The following is a 19,528-nucleotide window of genomic DNA, read 5'->3' on the forward strand; positions in this document are numbered from 1 at the left end:
AACCCGCGGCCCTTGGCCTGATCGGTACCGCATGCGCAGCTCACCGCGACCGCCTCCGATCGGGCTCCACACCAGACCGCGCGGACCGTCGGGCTGCCAGCTTCGCGCGGGCTTCCGCGATTAGCTCCCGCATGTCGGTGGCATCGATGCCGCGGTCCTCGCACGCGTTCGCCGAACGGACCCACCGCGCGATCTGCAACGACTCCTGTTGCGCCGGACTGCACTCCCGCTTCGGGACCGCGGTGGCCTCGTCGTAGAGGTAACCGCGCACCACCCCACGCCGGGTGTTGGCCATCACCTGCGCCTGCGCCTCGTCACCCGGACGCTGATTGCGCTGGGCCAGTTGACGTTTGGTCCTCAGATGCTGCGGCGCCATCCGCCACGGATAGGTCGGAATCCCGTACCGCTCACCATCGGGATCATGGAACCGGGCGTTCATCGCGACCGCCGCCGATCAACCCCGACCGCCGCACCGGCCGCAGTGGCCTCCAGCGACGTCATCAACTCCCGCGCGCCGGGACGCTCCGCGCCACCCCGGACTGGACGCGGCTGTCCGGGATGCTGGGCGCGGGCCTGCCCGACCCGATCGATCCACGCCGCCGACGTCAACTGCTCGTGCGGGGCCGACAAGGCGTGCATCTGCTCCCGGTCGAGAACGTCGTCCAAGGCGGTCGACAGCTCGGCGACGCGGGCGTCGCGATCGGCCAGGACACGACGCAGCCGTTGATTCTCGGCCTCCAGCACAGCCTTCGACCCGAACAAAGCCGCCCAGTTCACGCTGGATCACCACCGGTAGGCAACTCGGCCAGCGGCTCGACCGTGGTCGCCGCCAACGCATCCGCGATACCGGCGTCCACCAGTTCACGCAGCAACATCGCCTGCTCCAGCGTCAGCTGCATCGACATCCGACCGCCGCCGCGGAGCACATCCTCAACGCTTACGCAGACCTTGCCGATGTGGGCGGCGTAGTTCACCCGAAACGAACCCCGCACCGACGTGGACATGAAGACCCCGTCGTCACCAGCGGCGTGACCGTACTTGTCCACCTGCGACACGTGATCGCCCATGAAATCACGCATCACGCTTCACCACCGTTGTGCATATTGCGCCGGCGGCGCGCCTGCGCCGACTTCCGGCTCAACCGCAGGTAGTGCGCCTTCCTCGCATGCTCCGCACGAAATGCCCGTTCTTCAGGGCTGAGCAGCCCGTCAGGGTCGACGGCACGCTCGAATTTGTCCATCAATGCCCGGCGCGCTTTCGCTGTCCGGGCGGCTCGATCTTCCGTCTTCGCCCACGATGCGTGTGCCGCAATCCTCGCTTGCAACACACGATCACCTTTGTTCGATGCCACGCTGCATGCCTCCCATCAGCTTCTTGTGTGATCAATGGGCGAGCTCTGTACTCACCTGTGCCACAAGGAAACTGGATGCAAGGTGGACGGCATCATTCGCGAAAAGGACTTCTCAGGACGTCCCGGAGGCGTAAACTCGTCCCTAGAAGTCCTCGATGGGGGTGGGTCAGTGCCAAACGACCGTCTACTTGAATCATTGCTGCGCAACGGCTTTAGCCCGAACTCTGCAGCGGAGTCCCTCGGCGTCGACGTGAAAACCGTTGAACGATGGATCAGCAAGGACAGGACGCCATTCCCCAAGCATCGCCGCGCACTTGCAGCCCTCGTCCAGGAGACCGAGAACTACCTGTGGCCCAATGCGATCGGTCCCGAACGCCGGACCGAGCTGGCCGAAGCCGAAGTGGTCAAGATCTTCCCGCATCGAAGCCTGATCCCGGCAGAGCTATGGTCTCGGCTACTCCGGGACTGTTGCGAGCGCATCGACATCCTGGTGCTCGCGGGACTCTTTCTAGCCGAGGAGCCGACATTCGCAAGGACAATCAAAACCAAAGCCAACCAAGGTCTTTCAGCGCGGATGCTATTCGGCGATCCCCTAGCCGACGAAGCGGTGAAGCGGAGCGGCGAGGAACGACTGGCAGTCAGTACAGTCCCGGCGCGCATCAAGAACGCGCTTGCCCTCGTTGAGCCCTTGACCAGCATTGAGGGCGTCGAGATGCGGTTCCACGGCACGACGCTCTATAACTCGATCTTTCGGTTCGATGATGAAATGATCGTCAACATGCACGTCTTCGGCCAGCCTGGCGCCTACGCACCTGCAATGCACTTGCGTCGGCTGCCAACGGGTGACCTCTTCGAGACTTACATGAGCAGTTTCGAACACGTTTGGTCTCTCTCCGAGACTGCCGATTTCTCCAGGATCAGGGCATGAGCCGAACCGACTTCTACCATGATCCGAAGGCCCCAAGAGCCAACACCATCAAGGTGGCCGTGAGTGCGCTCGTCCGGAATGAGCGTGGACAAATCTTGATGATTCATCGAACTGACAACGGCAAGTACTCGATTCCCGGCGGTGGGATGGAAGTTGGCGAGACGCCGGCACAGGCCGTCATCCGTGAGGTCGAGGAGGAGACCGGAATTGACGTCATCGTGACCGGCATGATCGGGGTCTTCTCAAACCCTGAGCATGTGATCGCTTACGACGACGGTGAAATCCGCCAGGAATTCTCGATCTGCTTCACGGCCGATCCGGTTGGCGGGCAACCTCGGACAAGCACCGAGTCGAAAGCCGTCGAGTGGCTGGCGCTGAACGACCTGGAGACTCGCGATATCCACCCATCGATCATGCTTCGCATCAGGCGCGGGCTCGAGGGGCCCGCCGAGCCCTACTACACCTGAACGAGGTCAGCGAGAAGCCGCTCTGTCCTCTCGGCCGCAGAGATCAGCTCGGCTGACGACTCGGAAACTGAGCGAGCCACGACATGGTCCGGTCCGTACCGATCGAGTACCTCGTCGATACGCTTACGGACTTCGGTGACTCCTCCGGTTGGCGTGGTTGTCATATCAGCCCACCAGAGTGCGTCCCGCAGGGTGGTGCGCTCGTCCGTCCACTCGATTGGGACTGCCTGGTGTCGCGCCTCAATGCACGCACATGAGTGGTGTGCCACCAGCCCGCACAGCCGGTCTTCTGCACCAAGACCAGCTAGGAACATCGCGCCGTCGACAGCGTGAACTCCGGTACGGACCAGGTTCGGCGCGTATCCGATGTCGTGCAACCATGCTGCCGCGACAAGCAAATCAGGGTCGTCGACAATGCTGCGTGCATGGGCAGCTTGTCGGGCGACCGCCTGAGTGTGCTTCCAGCGCTGAGGAAGCCCGACAAGCTGCACACGCGCAAGGTCAGCTGCCCAATCGCACAGGTCGACGGTTCTACTCACGCTCCAAAGCCTAGTGGCCAGCCGCCCTTTCTGCTGCTCCGAGGAGTAGGCACCTGCGCAAAACTCCTACAGCTTGTCGCCGAGACGTGCACGACGGTGAGCAGCCTTGGCACGTTCGTCCGCGACTGACTTGCCATATCGATCAAGCATCTGACGGGAACGCCAGCCAGCGAGCATCATCAGGTCCTGCTCCTGTCCGCCGTTTGCAAGCCATGTGTGGGCAAACCAATGACGGAACAGGTGCGGGTGGACGTGGTCGATTCCGGCCGCAGCAGCTCGGCGTTCGAGCATCTGCCGGATGCCGTGGTCGGTCACACGACCGAGGTTTCCCAGCCAGACCGCGGTTTCGTCGGTCTTTGCCTTCGGATGCTTGGCGCGCGCCCGCAAGTACTTGCGAAGGGCCGTTCTTGTCTTGTCTCCGAACGGCACTACCCGTGGGCGCCGGCCCTTTCCAACAACCAGTGCGGTGTTCTCCACGAAGTCGAGATCATCGATGCTGAGAGCCGCGACTTCCCCTGCCCGACAACCTGTATCGGTGAAGAAGCGGATGATCGCAGTATCGCGAAGGTCGTAGAAGTCGGCGCCGGCGCACTCGGAGAGCAGTGCACGCAACGCGTCATCGGCCGGGACCGGCACGAGCCGCTCCGGAGCATCGGGCAGTGTCATCCTGTCGAAGGGGTCGCCGTTGATGATGTCTTCAGCGGCAAGATATTTGAAGAACTGCTGCAGGGCTCGGTAGTGGCTGCGAGCGTACTCCGCGGAGAGTGGCTTGCCGGTGCGCTTGTTCGGTCGGGTCAGCAGCGACTCGATGAAGGCGCCGACGTGGTCGCGGGTGACCTCCGGCGCGACGGTCGGAAGTTCGTTCTCATCGAGGAACTCGATGAAGTAGTCGATCCGGACCAGATAGCCGTCGATCGTGTTCTTGCTGCGGTTCCTTCGCCGCAGCTCGGTGGCGAAGTCGTCCTTCAGTTCCCGGAGATTGTCCAGTTCTAGCGCCCCCATACGAGCCGATTCTACGCGCAGAATACAAGGCTGGAGGTGCTTTGTACTGGAACGGCTCGACAGAATGAGGCGGAGTATCCGCAGGTGAAAGCGGGTTTGTGGGGCGGGCGGGGCTCGAACCCGCGACCAATGGATTATGAGTCCACGGCTCTAACCGACTGAGCTACCGCCCCAGACCGCTGGAGATCACCGCGGGCTGCGCGAGATGCTACCGCTTCGGTGGGGGCGATGCCCAGTCGGACCTTTCAGGCGGCGGGGCCGTCGGCGATCTTGTTGAGCTCGAGCTGGTAGTAGAGGATGCCGAGGCCGAAGACGAAGTTGAGGAGGAAGCCGAAGAGGGGGTTGCAGGTGGGTTCGAGGCCTGCGGCTTGCTGGGACTGGCTGATCCGGGTGCCGGTGCGCCAGAAGCTGATCAGGGCGGCGATGCCGGTCCAGGAGAGCAGGATCATGACCAGGAGAGGGCCGGCGACGGGGGCTTCGGGGTCGCGGCGGAGTTCGGCCATCTCCTTGTGGATCTTGTAGTACCAGACCAGGAAGTAGATGCCGAGGGTCAACAGCGGCCAGACCAGCCACACCAGCACGGGGTTGCGGGGTTTGATCGGTGTGGCGAGGGCTGTGGTCATGGAATGAATCCTTTTGTCGTGGTGCGATTTTCGTGTCCCGGCGGGAACCGGCTCCCGGAACGTATCCACAGGATCGTGACCTGATCGTGAAGCGTTAATCTGAGGCGACCACCAACGGCAGGGAGGCACAGGATGTCGAGTCTGTTCGGGAACGTGTTGAAGGCGCATCAGTGGCTCTACGAGAACAGCCACGGGGCGATCGGGCACAAGTTGTTGTTCGGCAATCCCACGCTGCTGCTGCGGACGGTGGGGCGGAAGACCGGTCAGGAGCGCACGAATGCGCTGACCTACGCCAAGGACGGCAAGAACTACCTGGTGACGGCGTCCAACGGCGGGTCGCCGCGGCCGCCGGGCTGGCTGGCGAATCTGAAGGCTCGGCCGCAGTGCGTGATCCAGATCGGGACCCAGCGGATCCCGGTCACCGCCACCGCCACCTATCCGGAGAATCCGGAGTACACGCGGCGGTTCCAGCTGGTCGACAAGGTCAACAAGGGCCGGTACACGCAGTACCAGATGAAGACCTCACGGCCGATCGCCGTGGTGGTCCTCACACCCCGCTGACACACCCGGCGGGGTGGACCTGGCGGCTTAGGGTCGGCTACCCTGCTGGCTAGAGGGGAGTACTTCCCACGAACCATTCCGGTCAGTACGGGCCGCGCCGTCGCGTCCCCCGGGTGGTTGCCCACGGTATCCGCGGGTGAAGGAGACCTCGGCTGGTTTGCCATGTCCGAGGAGGTCCCATGAGTGCTACCCCCACTCTCCTAGCCGCTACCCCCGTCATCGACAGCATCGGAACCCCCTGGTTGTGGGGTGGAACGATCGCCGCGGTGCTGGCGCTGCTGGTTCTCGATTTCACGCTCACCCGCCGCCCGCACGAGGTGTCCATGCGGGAGGCCATCGGCTGGACGGTCTTCTACATCGCTCTGCCGGTCGCGTTCGGCGTGTTCCTGTGGTTCAACAACGGCGGCACCCCGGCGGTGGAGTTCTTCACCGGCTATCTGCTGGAGAAGTCGTTGTCGGTGGACAACCTGTTCATCTTCATGCTGCTGCTGTCGGCGTTCGCGGTCCCGGCGGCGCTGGCGCAGCGGGTGCTGCTGTACGGCATCGCGGGCGCACTGGTGCTGCGCGGCATCTTCATCGCCCTGGGCGCGGCCGCCCTGGCCACCTTGGACTGGGCGTTCCTGCTGTTCGGCCTGATCCTGCTGGTCACCGCGCTCAAGCTGCTGGCCGACGCGGCCGGCGGACACGAGCAGGAGCTCGACGTCGCCAACATGAAGTCGGTGCAGCTGCTGCGCCGCATCTGGCCGGTCACCGACGACTACCGCGGCACCAAGATGACGGTGAAGGAAGCCGACCCGGACAAGCCCGGCATTTTCCGCCGCGTCCTCACCCCGCTCGCCCTGGTCGTGGCCGCGGTCATGGCCACCGACATCGTCTTCGCCGTCGACTCGGTCCCCGCGGTGTACGGCGTCACCGGCGACCCGTTCCTGGTGTTCGCCACCAACGCCTTCGCGCTACTCGGCCTGCGCGCACTGTATTTCGTCCTGCACGCCGCGCTGTCCCGCCTGGTGCACCTGGCCTACGGCCTGGCCGCCATCCTCGCCTTCATCGGCGTGAAGCTGGTCCTGCACTGGGCCCACGGCATCTGGAGCGGCGTCCCGACCATCCCGACCGCCGCCTCCCTGGTGGTGATCGTGGTGGTGCTGACGACCGTCACCCTCACCAGCATCTACTCCACTCGCGACGAGGAGAAGGAACCCGTAGCCGACCCACAGTGAGCCGACCCCGCGGAAGCCGATGCCGCTGAGACGTTTCCGGCGCCCACCGCTCGATCCGCTCGATCGGTGGGCGTCGGTCTATCCGCCGCCGCCACCACACCCGCCGCCTCCGCCACCGCATCCCCCGCCGCCTCCACCACAACCCCCACCGCCACAACCTCCGCCACCGCAGCCGCTCGAGCACCCGCTGTGCCCGCCGCCGCACCCACCACCGTCCCCGCTCGGGCCGCCATTGATCACACCCCCGCCGCCGTAGATCGAGCCACCGGACCAGCCTCCCCCGGCCCGCCATCGTTCCCGCCGGCGTTTGACCTCGAGATCAGCCCGGATGCCGGCTATCACCCCGTAGCTCAGCGCGCTCACGAACCCGATGCACAGGATCACGGAAACTATCGTGCCGATCATCGCCGGCCTCCCCCCCGTCTCGCGGCAGCCGCGACCGCGAGATATGACCGGAAAATACGCCGGGAGAATCGCTTCGGCCAACCATTTTCCGCGCCCCGCCCGGGCACGGGATTCGACGTAGCGTGTAGCCATGTGGCTGAACCGTTCTCGGCGTCCGAGCATCGAGCAGGTCAATCGGGTGGTGGACGCGCTGGAGCTCCCGGAGGCGGTGTTCAAGACCTGCCCGTGGCAGCCACGGGAGTTGGTGGAAACCGGTCTGCGGCAATGGTTGCGGTGTTGCGGGGCGGCGATGCGCGACGATCGGGTCATCGGAATGCCCTCGCACGCGGTGGATGAGGCGTGGCACGGGCTCATCCTGTGCACGAAGCGGTACGCGCGGTTGTGCGAGGACGCGTACGGCCGCTTCCTGCATCACTTCCCGGACGGCGAGGGCACCGGTTCCGGCGACCCGATGGCGGATCAGCTGGGGCGCACGGTGGTCGCCTGGTCGTTCGTGGCGCGACCGGGCGAGGAATGCGTGCTGTGGGATCTGGACAGCGTTGTGGGAGTGGACCATCCGTGGGGTATCCCCACCGAGCGGGTCCACTCGATCGAGGCGTCGTTGCGGGCGGGCTAGTCGCCACCGCCTCCGCCGCACCCACCGCCACCGCAGCTGCTGCCGCCGCCGCACCCGCTGTGCCCGCCCCCGCACCCGTGGTGGCCGCCCCCGCTGTCGCCCGAGCCACCCCCGTCGCCGCCGGAGCCGGAGTCCCAGCTCCTGCTGCGCCTGCCCCGCGCTGGGTCGCGGTCAGCCCGGTTGGTGAGCACCGCCACAGTGACCAGCGTCAAAACGATGATGACAACGACGAATCCGAGCGCGAACATCGTCGGCCTCCTCCCCCGTCTCGCGGCCCCTGTGGCTACGAGGCTGAGCCGAAAGCTACGCGGGGACGGCGGGTGCGACAAGCGCATTTTCGAGGGGCTCAGCACCGGTGTGAGCCCCTCGAAGATGGGTACTCCCTACGTCAGCTTGACGCGCGCCGCGAAGAAGCGGGCGACGGCGGGAGCGAAGCGGTTGAAGCGGTACTGCAGCCACGCCTCCGGCGTCACCGGCACCACGTCGCGACCGTTCTCGACGGCCTTGACGATCTGGTCGGCGACCTTCTCCGGGCCGTAGCGGCGGGCCGCGTACAGCTTGTCGTAGCGCTGCTGCTTGGCGGCTTCCTCCTCGGCGGAAACACCCGAGAACCGGGTGTTGGCAACGATATTCGTATGCACGATTCCCGGGCAGATGGTCTGAACACCGATCCCCTGGCCCGCCAGTTCGGCGCGCAGGCAGTCGGAGAACATGAAGACCGCGGACTTGGAGGTGGAGTACGCGGCGAAGCCCCGCTGCGGGGTGTAGGCGGCCATCGACGAGAGGTTGACGATATTGCCGCCCAGGCCACGGTCGGCCATGGCCTTGCCGAACGCGCGGCAGCCGTTGATGACACCGTGCAGGTTGATATCGAGAACCCGGTTGAATTCCGCCGCGGAGGTGTCGAAGAAGTCGCCCGCGGCGCCGATGCCGGCGTTGTTGATCAGGATGTCGGGCACGCCGTGCGCGGCGATGACCGCGTTCGCGTGCTCGGCGACGGCTTCGGCGTCGGACACGTCGAGCTGATAGGCGTGCGCGACGCCACCGATCCCGGCGATGAGGTCCGCGGTCTCCTTGGCGGAGTCCAGGTTGATATCGGACAGCACGACCTCGGCGCCCTTACGAGCGAAGGCGAGAGCCGTCTCACGACCAATACCGCTGCCGCCGCCGGTGATCACCAGCAGCTGGTGATCGAAAGGCCGCTGCTCCGAACCGACCTCGGCCCGGCGCAGGGTGCGCGGGGTGTCCCCGGTGCGGAGCGAATCGATGAGCTCGATGGTGGAGGTGGCCAGCAGTTCCGGGTGCGAGAACGGCAGCCAGTGCCCGCCGCCGACCTCGCGGCGGTACAGGTTGGGCGCGTACTCCTTGGTGTCGTCGTAGCCGGCGGGTCGCACCGCCACATCGCGGCGCGCGATGACCAGCTGCACCGGCACCTCGGTGCGGCGTTCGCGCGGATCCCCCAGGCGCTGCAGGATATTGGCGCGGTAGATGCGCATGCCGTCGAAGAAGTCGCGCCGGAATTCCGGGCCCAGTTTGATGTTCTCCGGCGAGGTCTCGTTCATCAGGCCGACGAAGCGCGACCACATCTTCTCGGTGCCCAGCGGCTTGAGCACCACCCGCGGCACGCCCGGCGTCATGAACAGACCGGTGTAGAGCGAGGACAGCAGCTGGGTGAACGGCCCCCACACCTTGCCCTGCGACATGCGCGAGCGCACCCACGCGCCCAGGTGGTCGAGGTTGGGTCCGGACACCGAGGTGAAGGACGCGACCCGGCCGGCTGCCTGCGGCTCGCACACGGCCTCCCACATCTGCACCGAACCCCAGTCGTGGGCCAGGATGTGCACGGGCGCATCGGGACTCACGGCGTCGGCGACGGCGAAGAAGTCGGCCGCGAAGTGCTCGAGCCGGAAGTCCTCGGTGCGGTCGGTGCGGGTGGAGCGGCCGTGGCCGCGGGTGTCGTAGGTGACGACGTGGAAGCGGTCGGCGAGCAGCGGCACGACCCGGTCCCACAGGTGGTTGTCGTCGGGCCAACCGTGCACCAGCACAACGGTTTCAGCGGACGGCTCGCCGTATTCGTAGACGGCGATATCGAATTCGCCCGAGCGCACCCGGCGCTCGGCGGCGGGGATGACGGTGGCTTCGGTCACGATCTTCTCCTCGTTGAGACGGTGCTAGAGGTCCAGCACCAAACGGTCCCCGCCGCAACGGGATACACAGATGAGCATGTCGCCGGCCGCACGTTCGGCGTCGGTGAGCACGGTGTCGCGGTGGTCGACCTCGCCGGAGCGCACCCGCACCACGCAGGTGCGGCAGAAGCCCTGACGGCACGAGTACGAGCTGTCCGGCCGGGCTTTCAGCACTTCCTCGAGCACCGACTTGTCGGCGGGCACGTCGAGCACCTCGCCGGTGCGGGCCAACTCCACCTGGAAGGCGGTGCCGTTCACCACCGGCGGCGGCGAGAACCGTTCGGAATACAGTTCCACGCCGCGCACGCCGTTGAAGGTCATCGCGCGCACGGTGTCGGCGATGACCTGGGTCATGACGACCGGTCCGCAGCAGTAGACGGAGGTGTCGGGCCCGACGCCGGGCAGCAGGTCCGCGGCGGTGGGGACGCCGTGCTCGTCGTCGGTGCGCACGGTGACCCGCGACCCGAACGACTCCACCTCGGACAGGAACGGAATGGTGTCGCGGGACCGCCCGGCATACACCATGGTCCAGTCGACGCCGAGCCGATCGGCCATCCGGATCATCGGCAGGATCGGCGTGATCCCGATGCCGCCCGCCACGAAATGCACGCGCGCGGCGGAGGATCCGTAGCCGGGCAGCACGAACGGGAAGGCGTTGCGGGGCCCGCGCACGGTGATCGTGGTGCCGACCCGCACCTCGTCGTGCACCTCGAGGGAGCCGCCGTTGCCGTCCGGAATGCGCCGCACCGCAACGCGATACGCGTGCCGGTCGGCCGGGTCGCCGCACAGCGAGTACTGGCGGACCTTGCCCGAGGGCAGTTCCAGATCCAGGTGCGCACCCGGCCGCCAGGCGGGCAGTTCGCGCCCGTCGGGGGCGGTCATCAGCAGGCTGATCACGTCGGTGTCGTGCGCCTCGACGCGGCGTTCGACGACGACCAGCGGAATCCGCCAGGCGTCGACCCGCACATCGGGTTCGTACCGGTTGACGAAAGTGCTCCAGCGCAAACGACTCTCGGCGATGAAGTCCAGGAGCCGGGTGGTGCGGTCGGCGCGTCCCTTGCCGAACAGGTCCTGCGGCGGTGTGACGGGGACGGGTCGGATGGCCGCGCTCACGAGGCCATCACGCGCGCGGCCGGGGACTGCGCCAGGTAGGCCACGGCCTGCGCGGTGGACCCGACCCCTTCGGGGCTGTAGCCGGGCTTGAACGTGGACAGCGCGCTGATCAGCAGCGACGGGATGCCGGGCACCGAGCCGCGCCACATGGCCGCGAAGATCCGGGCGACCAGGATCGGATAGCGGTGGTTGGGCAGCGCGGGGTCGGCGTGCACCAGGAACTTGGTGCCGCGCAGCAGCAGCGCGATGAAGATCGGGAAGACCATCAGCATGAGCGCGCCGCGGCGCACGTAGCCGATCTCGAAGTACTCGGCGACGTCGTGGGCGACCATGCGGTGCTCGACCTCTTCGGCGCCGTGCCAGCGGAACAGGTCCAGCATCTGCGGGTCGGCGTCGAACTGCTCGAGGTCGGCGTTGATCACCCAGTCGCCGAGGAAGGCGAAGAAGTGCTCGAGCGCGGCGATCACGCCGAGCCGCTCGACGAGTTGCTGCTGCTGGGCGGCCGTGGTGCCCAGTTCCCGCGGGCCCAGGGTCTTGCGGAACAGGAATTCGGCCTGCCGCACGTACGGCTCGACATCGATGCCGTGCGCGGCCAGCACCTCTTCGAGCGCGCCGTGGTGGCTCTCGGCGTGCATGGACTCCTGGCCGATGAACCCGATCATGGCCTCGCGCAGCTTCTCGTCCTTGACCAGTTCGAGGGCTTCGCCGAAGGTCACCAGGAACATGCGCTCGCCTTCGGGCAGCAGCATGCTCAGGGCATTGAGGACGTGTGAGGCGATCGGTTCCTGCTTCATCCAGACCGGTTCGGTCTGTGACCAATCGAACCGGACATTGCGGGCGTGCAGGGCTACCTCTCCGGGTTCGGTCACCTCTCGGCGGCCCAGCTTCGGAAGTAGCTTCATCGGTACTCCTGGTCTCGTAGCGATTTGCTGCGTGAGCGTAGCAACATTCTACCTATGTATGAAACCAGGAGTTACACCTAGATTTTTCCGCCCCGATCAGCTATCGACGTGCACGTGCGGGCGCTGCGAACGCCGCGGGATGGCCCGGCGCAGGATCTCCCGGGTCACCGGCGCGACCTCGCCCTCACCGAAGAACATGAACCGGACCAGGTTGGTCAGCGGATTGCCCTCGGTCCATTCGAAGTAGACGTGCGGGCACTCACCGGTCCGGTCCCGGATGGCGATCAGGATAGACGCGATGCAGTTCGGCACGGCCGCGGCCTCGACGGTGAGGATGTGGTAGTCCTCCACATCCACCTCGGTCACGTGCAGCGTGGTGCTGAACTCCGAGGGGTCCTTCACGATGACCTCGAGGAAGAGGATGGGCTCGCTGTCGGGAATGTGGCTCTCCCGGCGCTGGTCGGCCTCCTTCTCCGCGTACTCCTGCGGCGAGCGCCCGTCGGTGATGTCGTGGGTGACGATGCGGATCTCGCCGCGCTCGGCCAGCTGGTCGATCACCGCGCAGGCCTTCTCGTCGAAGATCACCTCGACGGCCCGCAGCTCGAACGCCCGGCGGATGCGGGAGGCGAACGACACCACCAGCGTCGCGATCACGAACAGGATGGCCAGGTGCAGGCCCTCGGGCTTCTCGATGATGTTGTCGATGGTGGTGTAGACGAAGATCAGCGACACCACGCCGAACCCCAGCACCCGCGAGTACTGCTGCTTGCGCCACGCCGAGATCGCCACCGCCACGGCCGCCGAGGTGATCAGCACCAGCACACCGGTCGCGTACGCCGCGCCCTGCGCGTCCACGCTCGCGTCGAAATACCAGGTGATCCCGAAGGCGATGAGCGCGAAAACCAAGGTCAGCGGCCGGATCTGGCGCGCCCACTCGGGGGCCATGCCGAAGCGCGGGAGATAACGCGGGACCAGGTTCAGCAGGCCCGCCATGGCCGAGGCGCCCGCGAACCACAGGATCGCGATGGTGCTGATGTCGTAGACGGTGCCGAAGGCGTTGCCGAGATACTCGTGCGCCAGATACGCCAGTGCCCGACCGTTGGCCTGCCCGCCCTCCTGGAACTCCTTCTCCGGAATCAGGATGGTGGTGATGAAGCTGGTGATGATGAGGAACCCGCTCATGATGAGCGCGGCCGTGGTCAGCAGCTTGCGAGCGCCGATGATCCGCGTGCGCGGGAATTCCTTGGGGTCGGCCGGATTGCCCTTGATCTGCGGCATGACCGCGACACCGGTCTCGAATCCGGACAGACCCAGCGCCAGCTTGGGGAAGACCAGCAGCGCGACGCCGATCATCGCGAAGATGTTGCCGTGCTTGGCCGTCAGCAGGTGCTGCCAGTCGGTCACCAGGTGCGGCGCCTGCAGCACCTTCGCGATGCCGACCACGGCGACCACCAGGTTCAGCGCCAGGTACGCGCCGACCAGTCCGACCGCGATGCCGATGGCCTCACTGAATCCCTTCAGGAACACCGCCGCCAGCAGGGCCAGCAGCACCAGCGTGATGGCCATGTTCTGGCCGTGCAGGAACTCGGGCACGTACGGGTTCTCGACGATGTGGGCCGCGCCGTCGGCGGCCGAGAGCGTCATGGTGATGGTGAAGTCGGTCGCCGCGAAGCCCAGCAGCACCAGAATGAAGACCTTGCCCCACCAGTTCGGCATGAACTTGGCGAACATGGCGATCGAGCCGCCGCCGTCGAAACTCTCCTTGGCCACCCGCCGGTAGACCGGCAGCGCGCCCAGCAGGGTGAGCGCGACCAGCACGATCGTCGCGAGCGGGGACAGCACGCCCGCGGCCAGCGCCGCGATGCCCGGCTGATATCCGAGTGTCGAGAAGTAGTCGACACCGGTCAGGCACATCACCTTCCACCAGGAGTGCTGATGCTCCTTGGGCGGCTTCTTCGCCATCGGGCCCGGAATCTGCGAGTGGTGCTCCCCCGCGTCTTCCAATAGCCAGTTCGCGAAGCGCGAGCGCGGCCGTACATCGGTCGTGGTCAAGGAGTCCTCCCCGGAACGCAGCGTCCGGTTTCCCGTAAATCTTCCGAAATGACGTGATGAATGTACTCACGGCAAACCGGGCACAGAGCGACCCCGCGCCGTGAGTGAGATGAACGAATGTGCTAGCCGAGATAGGCCGCGATGGCGTCGGCGATGGCCCGCGCGAATCGGGCACGGCCGTCCGGGGATTCGATCAGGGCGGCATCGCCGGGATCTCGCATATTGCCGCATTCGACGAGAGCCGTCGGCCGCTCGGAGAAGTTCAGCCCGGCGAGGTCGGGACGCGGGTTCATACCGTCGGAGCCGACGTAGGTCGAGGGCGTGAAGCCCGCCCCGGACAAGGTGTCGCGCAAGCGGGTGGCCAGCTGCACCGACGGCCCGGACTGGGCGTCGTTGAGCGCGGGCGAGGAGTAGGCGACGTGGAAGCCGTGCGCCCCGGCGGGCGCGCCGTCGGCGTGGATCGACACCACGGCCGCCGCCCCGACCCGATTGCCGAGGGTGCCGCGATCGTTCACGCACGGGCCGACGCCGGTGTCGCTGTCGCGGCTCATGATCACCTGGAAGCCGCGGGCGGCGAGCTGATCACGCACCAGCTGGGCCACCGCCCAATTGAATTCGTGCTCGGTGTAGCCGTCGTCACCGCTGGTGCCGGTGGTGTTGCAGGGCTTCATGCCGCCGCGCCCGTCGGGCACCTTGGCATTGATCTCGTCGGCGTGGGACGCGCCGCCGCCATTGTGGCCGGGGTCGATCACCACGGTCCGGTTGGCGATCGGAAAGATCGGGAGGGCAGGCAGATCCGCTTTCGCGGGGGCGTCCTGCGCCGGGCGCGACTGCGAGACCGGGACGGCTTGGCTCTGCACGCAGCCCGCGAGCAGCAGCGCGCCGCAGAGTGCCGCCATGGACTTCCAGTGTCGGTGTCGCACACTTCGACGATAACGGTTGAATCACGAACCCGTAAGTCAGTGTTCGAGTTTGCGCAGGATCTCGTGGAGGGTGCGCAGGTCGGCCGGGGTGAGGCCGGCCAATTCCGCGGGCGCGGGGTCGGGTGTGGCGAGCGCTTCGGCCACCACCCGCTCGCCGGCGTCGGTGAGCGAGATCAGCTTGCTGCGCCGGTTGGTCGGATCGATCTCGCGGGTCACCAGTCCGCGCTCCTCGAGGTCGTTGACCACGACGGTGGTGGCGGGCGCGTCCATGGCGGCGGCACGGGCCAGGTCCTTGGCGCTGAGCGGTCCGGGCCGCAGCCGCCGCAGTACCCGAATCCGGCTGAAGGGCATGCCGGTTCGCTCGGTCACCGCGCGCTTCCAGCCGTCACGGGTGTCCATCACCAGGTGGGTGAGCTGCCGCCAGACCTGGTCGGTGGTGGGCGTGTCATCCGGCATGAACGGGGACCTTCTGTTCCAGCAGGGGCGCGATCCGATCTCGCGAACGGTACGCCCAGTCGGTATTGGCGGCGACGCCGAGCGCGGTGACGGCCACGGCGAATCCGCTGATGGTCCACCACAATCCCGCGCCGGTGAGCGCACCACACAGTGCCACACCGAGACTCACGCCGACCTGGCGGCTGGTGGAGGCCACCGCCGCGGCGGCCCCGGCCCGATCGAGCGGCATCCCACTGACCGCGGTGGTGGTGATGGGCGCGTTGACCATGCCGAATCCGATGCCGAACAGCGTGAACGTGACGACCAGCTGCCAGATCGGGGTGTCGGCGCGCAGCAGGGTGAGCAGGACCGCGGCCACGCCCATCAGGGATCCGGAGGCCAGCAGTGACGGCCGGGTGCCGTAGCGGCCCACCAGTCGTCCCGACAGCGGCGAGAAGAACAGCATGCCCAGCGCCATCGGCAGGTACAGCAGCCCGGTGTGCACGGCCGAGAAGTGCCGCGTCCCTTGCAGATACATCGACATGCTGAACAGGAACGCGCCCAGCGCGGCGAACGAGCAGACCGCGATCACGGTGGCCGAGGAGAACGGGAAGCTGCGGAAGAAGCGCAGGTCGATGAACGGCGACCGGTGCCGCGACTCGTGCCACAGGAATCCGGCCAGTGCCGCCGCCGCGATCACGAACACCGCGGGCTTGCCCTCGATCAGCCCGAACACCAGGGTGAACAGCACGGCGATCGCGAGCACCTGCCCGATCGGATCCATGCCGCGCGGGTTCGCCGACTTCGACTCGGGCACGAAGATCGTGGTGAGCGCGAAGGCCACCGCCACGATCGGCAGATTGATCCAGAACACCGACTGCCAGCCCAGACTGTCGATGAGCACGCCGCCGACCATGGGCCCGAGCGCGGTCGAGATGCCGACCACCGCGCCCCACACCCCGACCGCCCGCGCCCGCTCCATCCGCCCGGTGAAGGTGGTCGTAATGATCGACATGGCAACGGGATTCAGCATGGATCCACCGACGGCCTGCACGAACCGCGCGCCGATGAGAACCTCGATGCTGGGCGCCAGGCTGCACAGCAGCGATCCGGCCGCGAAGGTGAGCAGCCCGATCCGGAACACCCGCTTGCGCCCGAACCGGTCCGCCGCCGCGCCCGAGAGCATGAGCAGGCTGGCCAGCGTCAGCGTGTAGACGTCGACGATCCACTGCAGCCGCGACAGCGGCGCGCCGAGATCGTCGCGAATTGTCGGGATGGCGACATTCACGATCGTGGCGTCCATGGACGAGATCAGCAGGCTCAGGCAGCAGGTGACCAGGATGATCTTCTTACGCCGCGCGTCGAGCTCCTCAACAGTTGTAAGCACACAATCATTGTGTGTTCACAACTGTTCCGGACGCAAGAACTCAGACTGTGGCCCCGGTCACATGTGACAGCAAGTCGTAGCCGTCACCCAGCGGTCCCGCTCGTCGGTGAGCGCATTCTCGGGCGCAGATCGCAGTGTGGGTCGCCGGGGAGTCCTGGTAGCTCCCGCCGGGGTTCGATCTCCGTCAGGGCCGGTCCTGCCTGAATCTCTCGATGACGGGAGCCAGTTCTCCGGCGTTGGTGATGAGGTCGATGTGTCCGCCGCTGTGCAGGTGGAGGGTCGAGTGGGGGAATCTGCGGTGCATGATGCGGGCGTTGATGGTGGGGATGATCGGGTCGTCGGTGCCCGCGAGGATCAGCGTCGGCTGCCGGATCAATGGCAGCGCGAAGATGCTGGTCCAGACCGAGCCGGCGAGCAACTGGTGCAGGTAGCCGGCCCCGGATCGCTCGACCGGCTGCCGGTCGAAGCGGTTCGTGACGACGGCCGGGTCGGTGCGGGCGCGACCGCCGTAGAGGTCGCCGACGATCTCGGCGGCGTAGCGGCGGTCCCGGAAACGACGCGGGGTCAGCATCTTCCGGAGGACGGCGGGGCGGGCCGGGACCATGATCGCCCCGGTGGCGGTGGCGGCCAGGATGAGTTTGCGGCAGCGCCGGGGATACTGGAAGGCGAATTGCTGAGCCAGGGCGCCGCCCCAGGAGAATCCGAGGATGTCCACCGGTTCGGGGATCTCCAGTTTGCGCAGCAGCCGCATGAGCGTCACCGCCAGGTACGGGAACCCGTAGGGAATCGCCGATTTCGGAGACAGCCCGCTGCCGGGAGCGTCGAAGCGCACGACTGTGGTCATCGGGTTCAGCTGTGCGACAAGGGGATCGAGTTCATCCAGGGCGGCGCCGATACCGTTGCACAGCACGAGCGGCGCTCCCTCGCCCCACCGTACCCGCACCCAGATCCGCTGTCCGAGCACCGATACCAGCCGTTCTTCCACGGTGCCCGGCGACCGTCCCCGCCGCGCGGGCATCGCCTGGTCTTTCACGGTTCGAGCACGTACGTGCCGGGTGCTGCCGCCAGCGGGCGCAGCCGGGTGACGCCGGCTTCGGACGGCGCGTCGATGTCCGGGCCGCCGCGTTCGGCGAGCCACGTCGCGTAATCGGGCCACCACGAGCCCTTTTCCAGGGTGGCGCCTTCGAACCAGTCGGCGGGGTCGGCCTGTTCGGCGGTGTCGGTGCGGAAGGAGGCCTTGGGATTGCCCGGCGGGTTCACCAGTGCCGCGATGTGTCCGCTGGTGGACAGCACGAATCGCTGGTCCTTGGATCCCAGCAGCCGGGCACTGCGGTAGCAGGCCTGCCACGGTGAGATGTGGTCGGCGATTCCGGCGACGACATAGGTGTCGATGGTCAGCTGGGACAGGTCGATCGAGGTGCCGAGCAGTCGCGTCGCGCCGGGAGTGGCCAGCGCGTTGTGCACGCCCATGAGCACCATGTCGCGGTGCAGCGCGGCCGGCATGCGCGTGGTGTCGGAATTCCAGAACAGCACGTCGAACGGCGCGGGGGTGCGGCCCTGTAGGTAGTTGTTGACCCAGTACCGCCAGATGAGATCGGTGGGGCGCAGCCAGGCGAACACTTCGGCCAGCGAGCGCCCGTCGAGGTAGCCCTTGCGGGCGGAGAGCGCGATGACGATCTTCGCGATGTCCTCGTCGATCGCGGCAACGGCGAATCCGGCTCGGGTCTGATCGAGCACCGTCACCATCAACGACAGCCCGGCCACCCGCTCCGCCTGGCCGATGGCGGTCAGATGGGTCGCGGTCATCGCGGCGAGGATGCCGCCCGAGCAGGAACCCTGCAGATGGGTGCGGACGGAGCCGGTGATCCGCTCGACCGTGCCGAGCGCGTCGATGATCGCCTGACCATAGGCATCGAGGTCCCAATCCTTCTGCGCGGCAGTGGGATTACGCCAGGAGAGCACGAAGACCTGCTGTCCGGATCCCACCAGGTACTCGATCATGCTGCGTCCGGGTGCGATGTCCATGATGTAGAACTTGTTGATCACCGGCGGCACCATCAGCAACGGCACCCGGTGGACCTGTTCGGTGTTCGGCGTGTACTGGATCAGTTCGAACATCTCCGTCCGCAGGACGACGAAACCCGGTGTGGTGGCCAGGGTTTCACCGACCGTGAAGGCGTCGGGCGCGACCATGGAGGGCACTCGCGGCGCCTCGGACATGTCGTCGATGAAGTGCCGCAGCCCGCGTACCGCGCTCAGCCCGCCGGTGTCTACCAGGGCTTTCCATGCCAGGGGGCTCAGTAGCGGGTTGTTGCTGGGCGAGAGGCCCTCCATCAGGTTGTCCAGGAGGAATCCCATCCATTCGGCGTCTCGCCAGTCCAGATCGGCGTCGTCGAACAGCCCCTTGACGGTGTCCTGAGCGGCGAGATACGCCTGCATCGACCGCTTGAACAACGGATTTCCCTGCCACGCCGGATCGTCGAATCGGCGGTCGCCGCGGGCGGGCGCGCGTTCGGAGCGGCCGCGCACGATGTCCCCCAGTTCGAGTGCGAGAACACTGGCTCGTCCCGCGACAGCGTGTGGTTTGCGGGCGAGGTCGAGTGCGAGCCTGGTCCAGGAGACATTGGGCAGCAGTCGTTTGCCGATGCCGAGCGCGGAACTGGTCAGGATCAGATCGAGCGGGGCGCCGAGTTCGTCGGCGCCCTCGATGGTGGATGTCATTGCTGTTCCCCTCGGCGGAATCGGGAATGCGAGTTACGTTGCGCTACAACAGAATTGATCCCTGTAACCGTAATCCGGCGGCACCGCCGCGCCATTGTTC

General features: G+C 66.6%; 21 protein-coding genes and 1 tRNA gene. 5 read left to right on the top strand and 17 right to left on the bottom strand.

Going from position 1 to position 19,528, the window contains the following annotated elements; translation table 11 throughout:
• Window positions 1–40: 40 nt before the first annotated feature.
• From ABZ382_RS09105 to ABZ382_RS09120, 4 genes are read right to left on the bottom strand one after another with little or no spacing between them, the layout of a single operon-like run.
• Window positions 41–439 carry a hypothetical protein gene (locus ABZ382_RS09105; protein ID WP_357086099.1) on the bottom strand — a complete coding sequence of 133 codons (399 nt, stop codon included), beginning with the start codon at window positions 437–439 and terminating at the stop codon, window positions 41–43.
• Entirely contained in the window at window positions 436–777 is a 342-nt protein-coding gene (locus ABZ382_RS09110; protein ID WP_357086101.1) for a hypothetical protein, read from the bottom strand. Before ABZ382_RS09110 ends, ABZ382_RS09105 begins: the two co-directional genes overlap by 4 nt.
• Window positions 774–1,079: a hypothetical protein gene (locus ABZ382_RS09115; RefSeq protein ID WP_357086103.1), complete on the bottom strand. Its 306-nt coding sequence runs from the start codon at window positions 1,077–1,079 to the stop codon at window positions 774–776. The genes ABZ382_RS09110 and ABZ382_RS09115 overlap by 4 nt, the downstream gene beginning before the upstream one ends.
• Window positions 1,079–1,351 carry a hypothetical protein gene (locus ABZ382_RS09120; RefSeq protein ID WP_357086105.1) on the bottom strand — a complete coding sequence of 91 codons (273 nt, stop codon included), beginning with the start codon at window positions 1,349–1,351 and terminating at the stop codon, window positions 1,079–1,081. Before ABZ382_RS09120 ends, ABZ382_RS09115 begins: the two co-directional genes overlap by 1 nt.
• Before the next feature lie 169 nt (window positions 1,352–1,520).
• Here ABZ382_RS09120 and ABZ382_RS09125 point away from each other — a divergent pair, with 169 nt between their 5' ends.
• Both ABZ382_RS09125 and ABZ382_RS09130 read left to right on the top strand, forming a co-directional pair.
• The gene (locus ABZ382_RS09125) at window positions 1,521–2,279 is read left to right on the top strand and encodes an XRE family transcriptional regulator (protein WP_357086107.1); all 759 of its coding nucleotides are present in this window, start codon (window positions 1,521–1,523) and stop codon (window positions 2,277–2,279) included.
• Window positions 2,276–2,746, top strand: coding sequence for an NUDIX domain-containing protein (locus ABZ382_RS09130; protein ID WP_357086109.1), 471 nt, complete (start codon window positions 2,276–2,278; stop codon window positions 2,744–2,746). Before ABZ382_RS09125 ends, ABZ382_RS09130 begins: the two co-directional genes overlap by 4 nt.
• On the opposite strand, the gene ABZ382_RS09135 is transcribed toward ABZ382_RS09130, so the two are convergent.
• The 4 genes from ABZ382_RS09135 to ABZ382_RS09150 form a co-directional block, all read right to left on the bottom strand.
• Window positions 2,737–3,285, bottom strand: coding sequence for an HD domain-containing protein (locus tag ABZ382_RS09135; RefSeq protein WP_357086111.1), 549 nt, complete (start codon window positions 3,283–3,285; stop codon window positions 2,737–2,739). The genes ABZ382_RS09130 and ABZ382_RS09135 overlap by 10 nt on opposite strands.
• A gap of 66 nt (window positions 3,286–3,351) precedes the next feature.
• A complete protein-coding gene (locus tag ABZ382_RS09140; RefSeq protein WP_357086113.1) occupies window positions 3,352–4,287 on the bottom strand; it encodes a tyrosine-type recombinase/integrase in 936 nt (311 codons plus the stop codon).
• Between the two features lie 99 nt (window positions 4,288–4,386).
• A tRNA-Ile gene (locus ABZ382_RS09145) sits at window positions 4,387–4,460 on the bottom strand.
• Window positions 4,461–4,532: 72 nt separating this feature from the next.
• Entirely contained in the window at window positions 4,533–4,910 is a 378-nt protein-coding gene (locus tag ABZ382_RS09150) for a DUF4234 domain-containing protein (RefSeq protein ID WP_357086115.1), read from the bottom strand.
• Window positions 4,911–5,042: 132 nt separating this feature from the next.
• Here ABZ382_RS09150 and ABZ382_RS09155 point away from each other — a divergent pair, with 132 nt between their 5' ends.
• The 3 genes from ABZ382_RS09155 to ABZ382_RS09165 all read left to right on the top strand — a co-directional run bounded on the left by ABZ382_RS09155 (window position 5,043) and on the right by ABZ382_RS09165 (window position 7,709).
• Complete coding sequence (locus ABZ382_RS09155) at window positions 5,043–5,471, top strand: nitroreductase family deazaflavin-dependent oxidoreductase (RefSeq protein ID WP_357086117.1); 429 nt, start codon at window positions 5,043–5,045, stop codon at window positions 5,469–5,471.
• Window positions 5,472–5,650: 179 nt separating this feature from the next.
• Complete coding sequence (locus ABZ382_RS09160) at window positions 5,651–6,688, top strand: TerC/Alx family metal homeostasis membrane protein (RefSeq protein ID WP_357086118.1); 1,038 nt, start codon at window positions 5,651–5,653, stop codon at window positions 6,686–6,688.
• A 535-nt stretch (window positions 6,689–7,223) separates the two neighbouring features.
• Window positions 7,224–7,709 carry a hypothetical protein gene (locus ABZ382_RS09165; protein WP_357086120.1) on the top strand — a complete coding sequence of 162 codons (486 nt, stop codon included), beginning with the start codon at window positions 7,224–7,226 and terminating at the stop codon, window positions 7,707–7,709.
• Between the two features lie 383 nt (window positions 7,710–8,092).
• On the opposite strand, the gene ABZ382_RS09170 is transcribed toward ABZ382_RS09165, so the two are convergent.
• From ABZ382_RS09170 to ABZ382_RS09210, 9 genes are all read right to left on the bottom strand, one after another.
• A complete protein-coding gene (locus ABZ382_RS09170; RefSeq protein WP_357086122.1) occupies window positions 8,093–9,856 on the bottom strand; it encodes an SDR family oxidoreductase in 1,764 nt (587 codons plus the stop codon).
• Window positions 9,857–9,880: 24 nt separating this feature from the next.
• Window positions 9,881–11,008, bottom strand: coding sequence for a PDR/VanB family oxidoreductase (locus ABZ382_RS09175; protein WP_357086124.1), 1,128 nt, complete (start codon window positions 11,006–11,008; stop codon window positions 9,881–9,883).
• Complete coding sequence (locus ABZ382_RS09180; RefSeq protein ID WP_357086126.1) at window positions 11,005–11,910, bottom strand: metal-dependent hydrolase; 906 nt, start codon at window positions 11,908–11,910, stop codon at window positions 11,005–11,007. The genes ABZ382_RS09175 and ABZ382_RS09180 overlap by 4 nt, the downstream gene beginning before the upstream one ends.
• 96 nt (window positions 11,911–12,006) lie before the next feature.
• On the bottom strand, window positions 12,007–13,872 hold the full coding sequence (locus ABZ382_RS09185; protein ID WP_357087301.1) for an amino acid transporter: 1,866 nt from the start codon (window positions 13,870–13,872) through the stop codon (window positions 12,007–12,009).
• Between the two features lie 212 nt (window positions 13,873–14,084).
• Window positions 14,085–14,861 carry an N-acetylmuramoyl-L-alanine amidase gene (locus ABZ382_RS09190; RefSeq protein WP_357086128.1) on the bottom strand — a complete coding sequence of 259 codons (777 nt, stop codon included), beginning with the start codon at window positions 14,859–14,861 and terminating at the stop codon, window positions 14,085–14,087.
• A gap of 60 nt (window positions 14,862–14,921) precedes the next feature.
• Window positions 14,922–15,341, bottom strand: coding sequence for a MarR family transcriptional regulator (locus ABZ382_RS09195; protein ID WP_357086129.1), 420 nt, complete (start codon window positions 15,339–15,341; stop codon window positions 14,922–14,924).
• Window positions 15,331–16,707: an MFS transporter gene (locus ABZ382_RS09200; RefSeq protein ID WP_357086131.1), complete on the bottom strand. Its 1,377-nt coding sequence runs from the start codon at window positions 16,705–16,707 to the stop codon at window positions 15,331–15,333. Before ABZ382_RS09200 ends, ABZ382_RS09195 begins: the two co-directional genes overlap by 11 nt.
• A gap of 184 nt (window positions 16,708–16,891) precedes the next feature.
• Window positions 16,892–17,725 carry an alpha/beta fold hydrolase gene (locus ABZ382_RS09205; protein WP_357086133.1) on the bottom strand — a complete coding sequence of 278 codons (834 nt, stop codon included), beginning with the start codon at window positions 17,723–17,725 and terminating at the stop codon, window positions 16,892–16,894.
• Window positions 17,726–17,736: 11 nt separating this feature from the next.
• Window positions 17,737–19,428 (bottom strand): alpha/beta fold hydrolase, encoded by a 1,692-nt coding sequence (locus ABZ382_RS09210; protein WP_357086135.1) that lies wholly within the window; start codon window positions 19,426–19,428, stop codon window positions 17,737–17,739.
• Between the last annotated feature and the right edge of the window lie 100 nt (window positions 19,429–19,528).

This window comes from Nocardia sp. NPDC005825, from assembly GCF_040630175.1.
In the GTDB taxonomy this organism is placed as follows: domain Bacteria; phylum Actinomycetota; class Actinomycetes; order Mycobacteriales; family Mycobacteriaceae; genus Nocardia.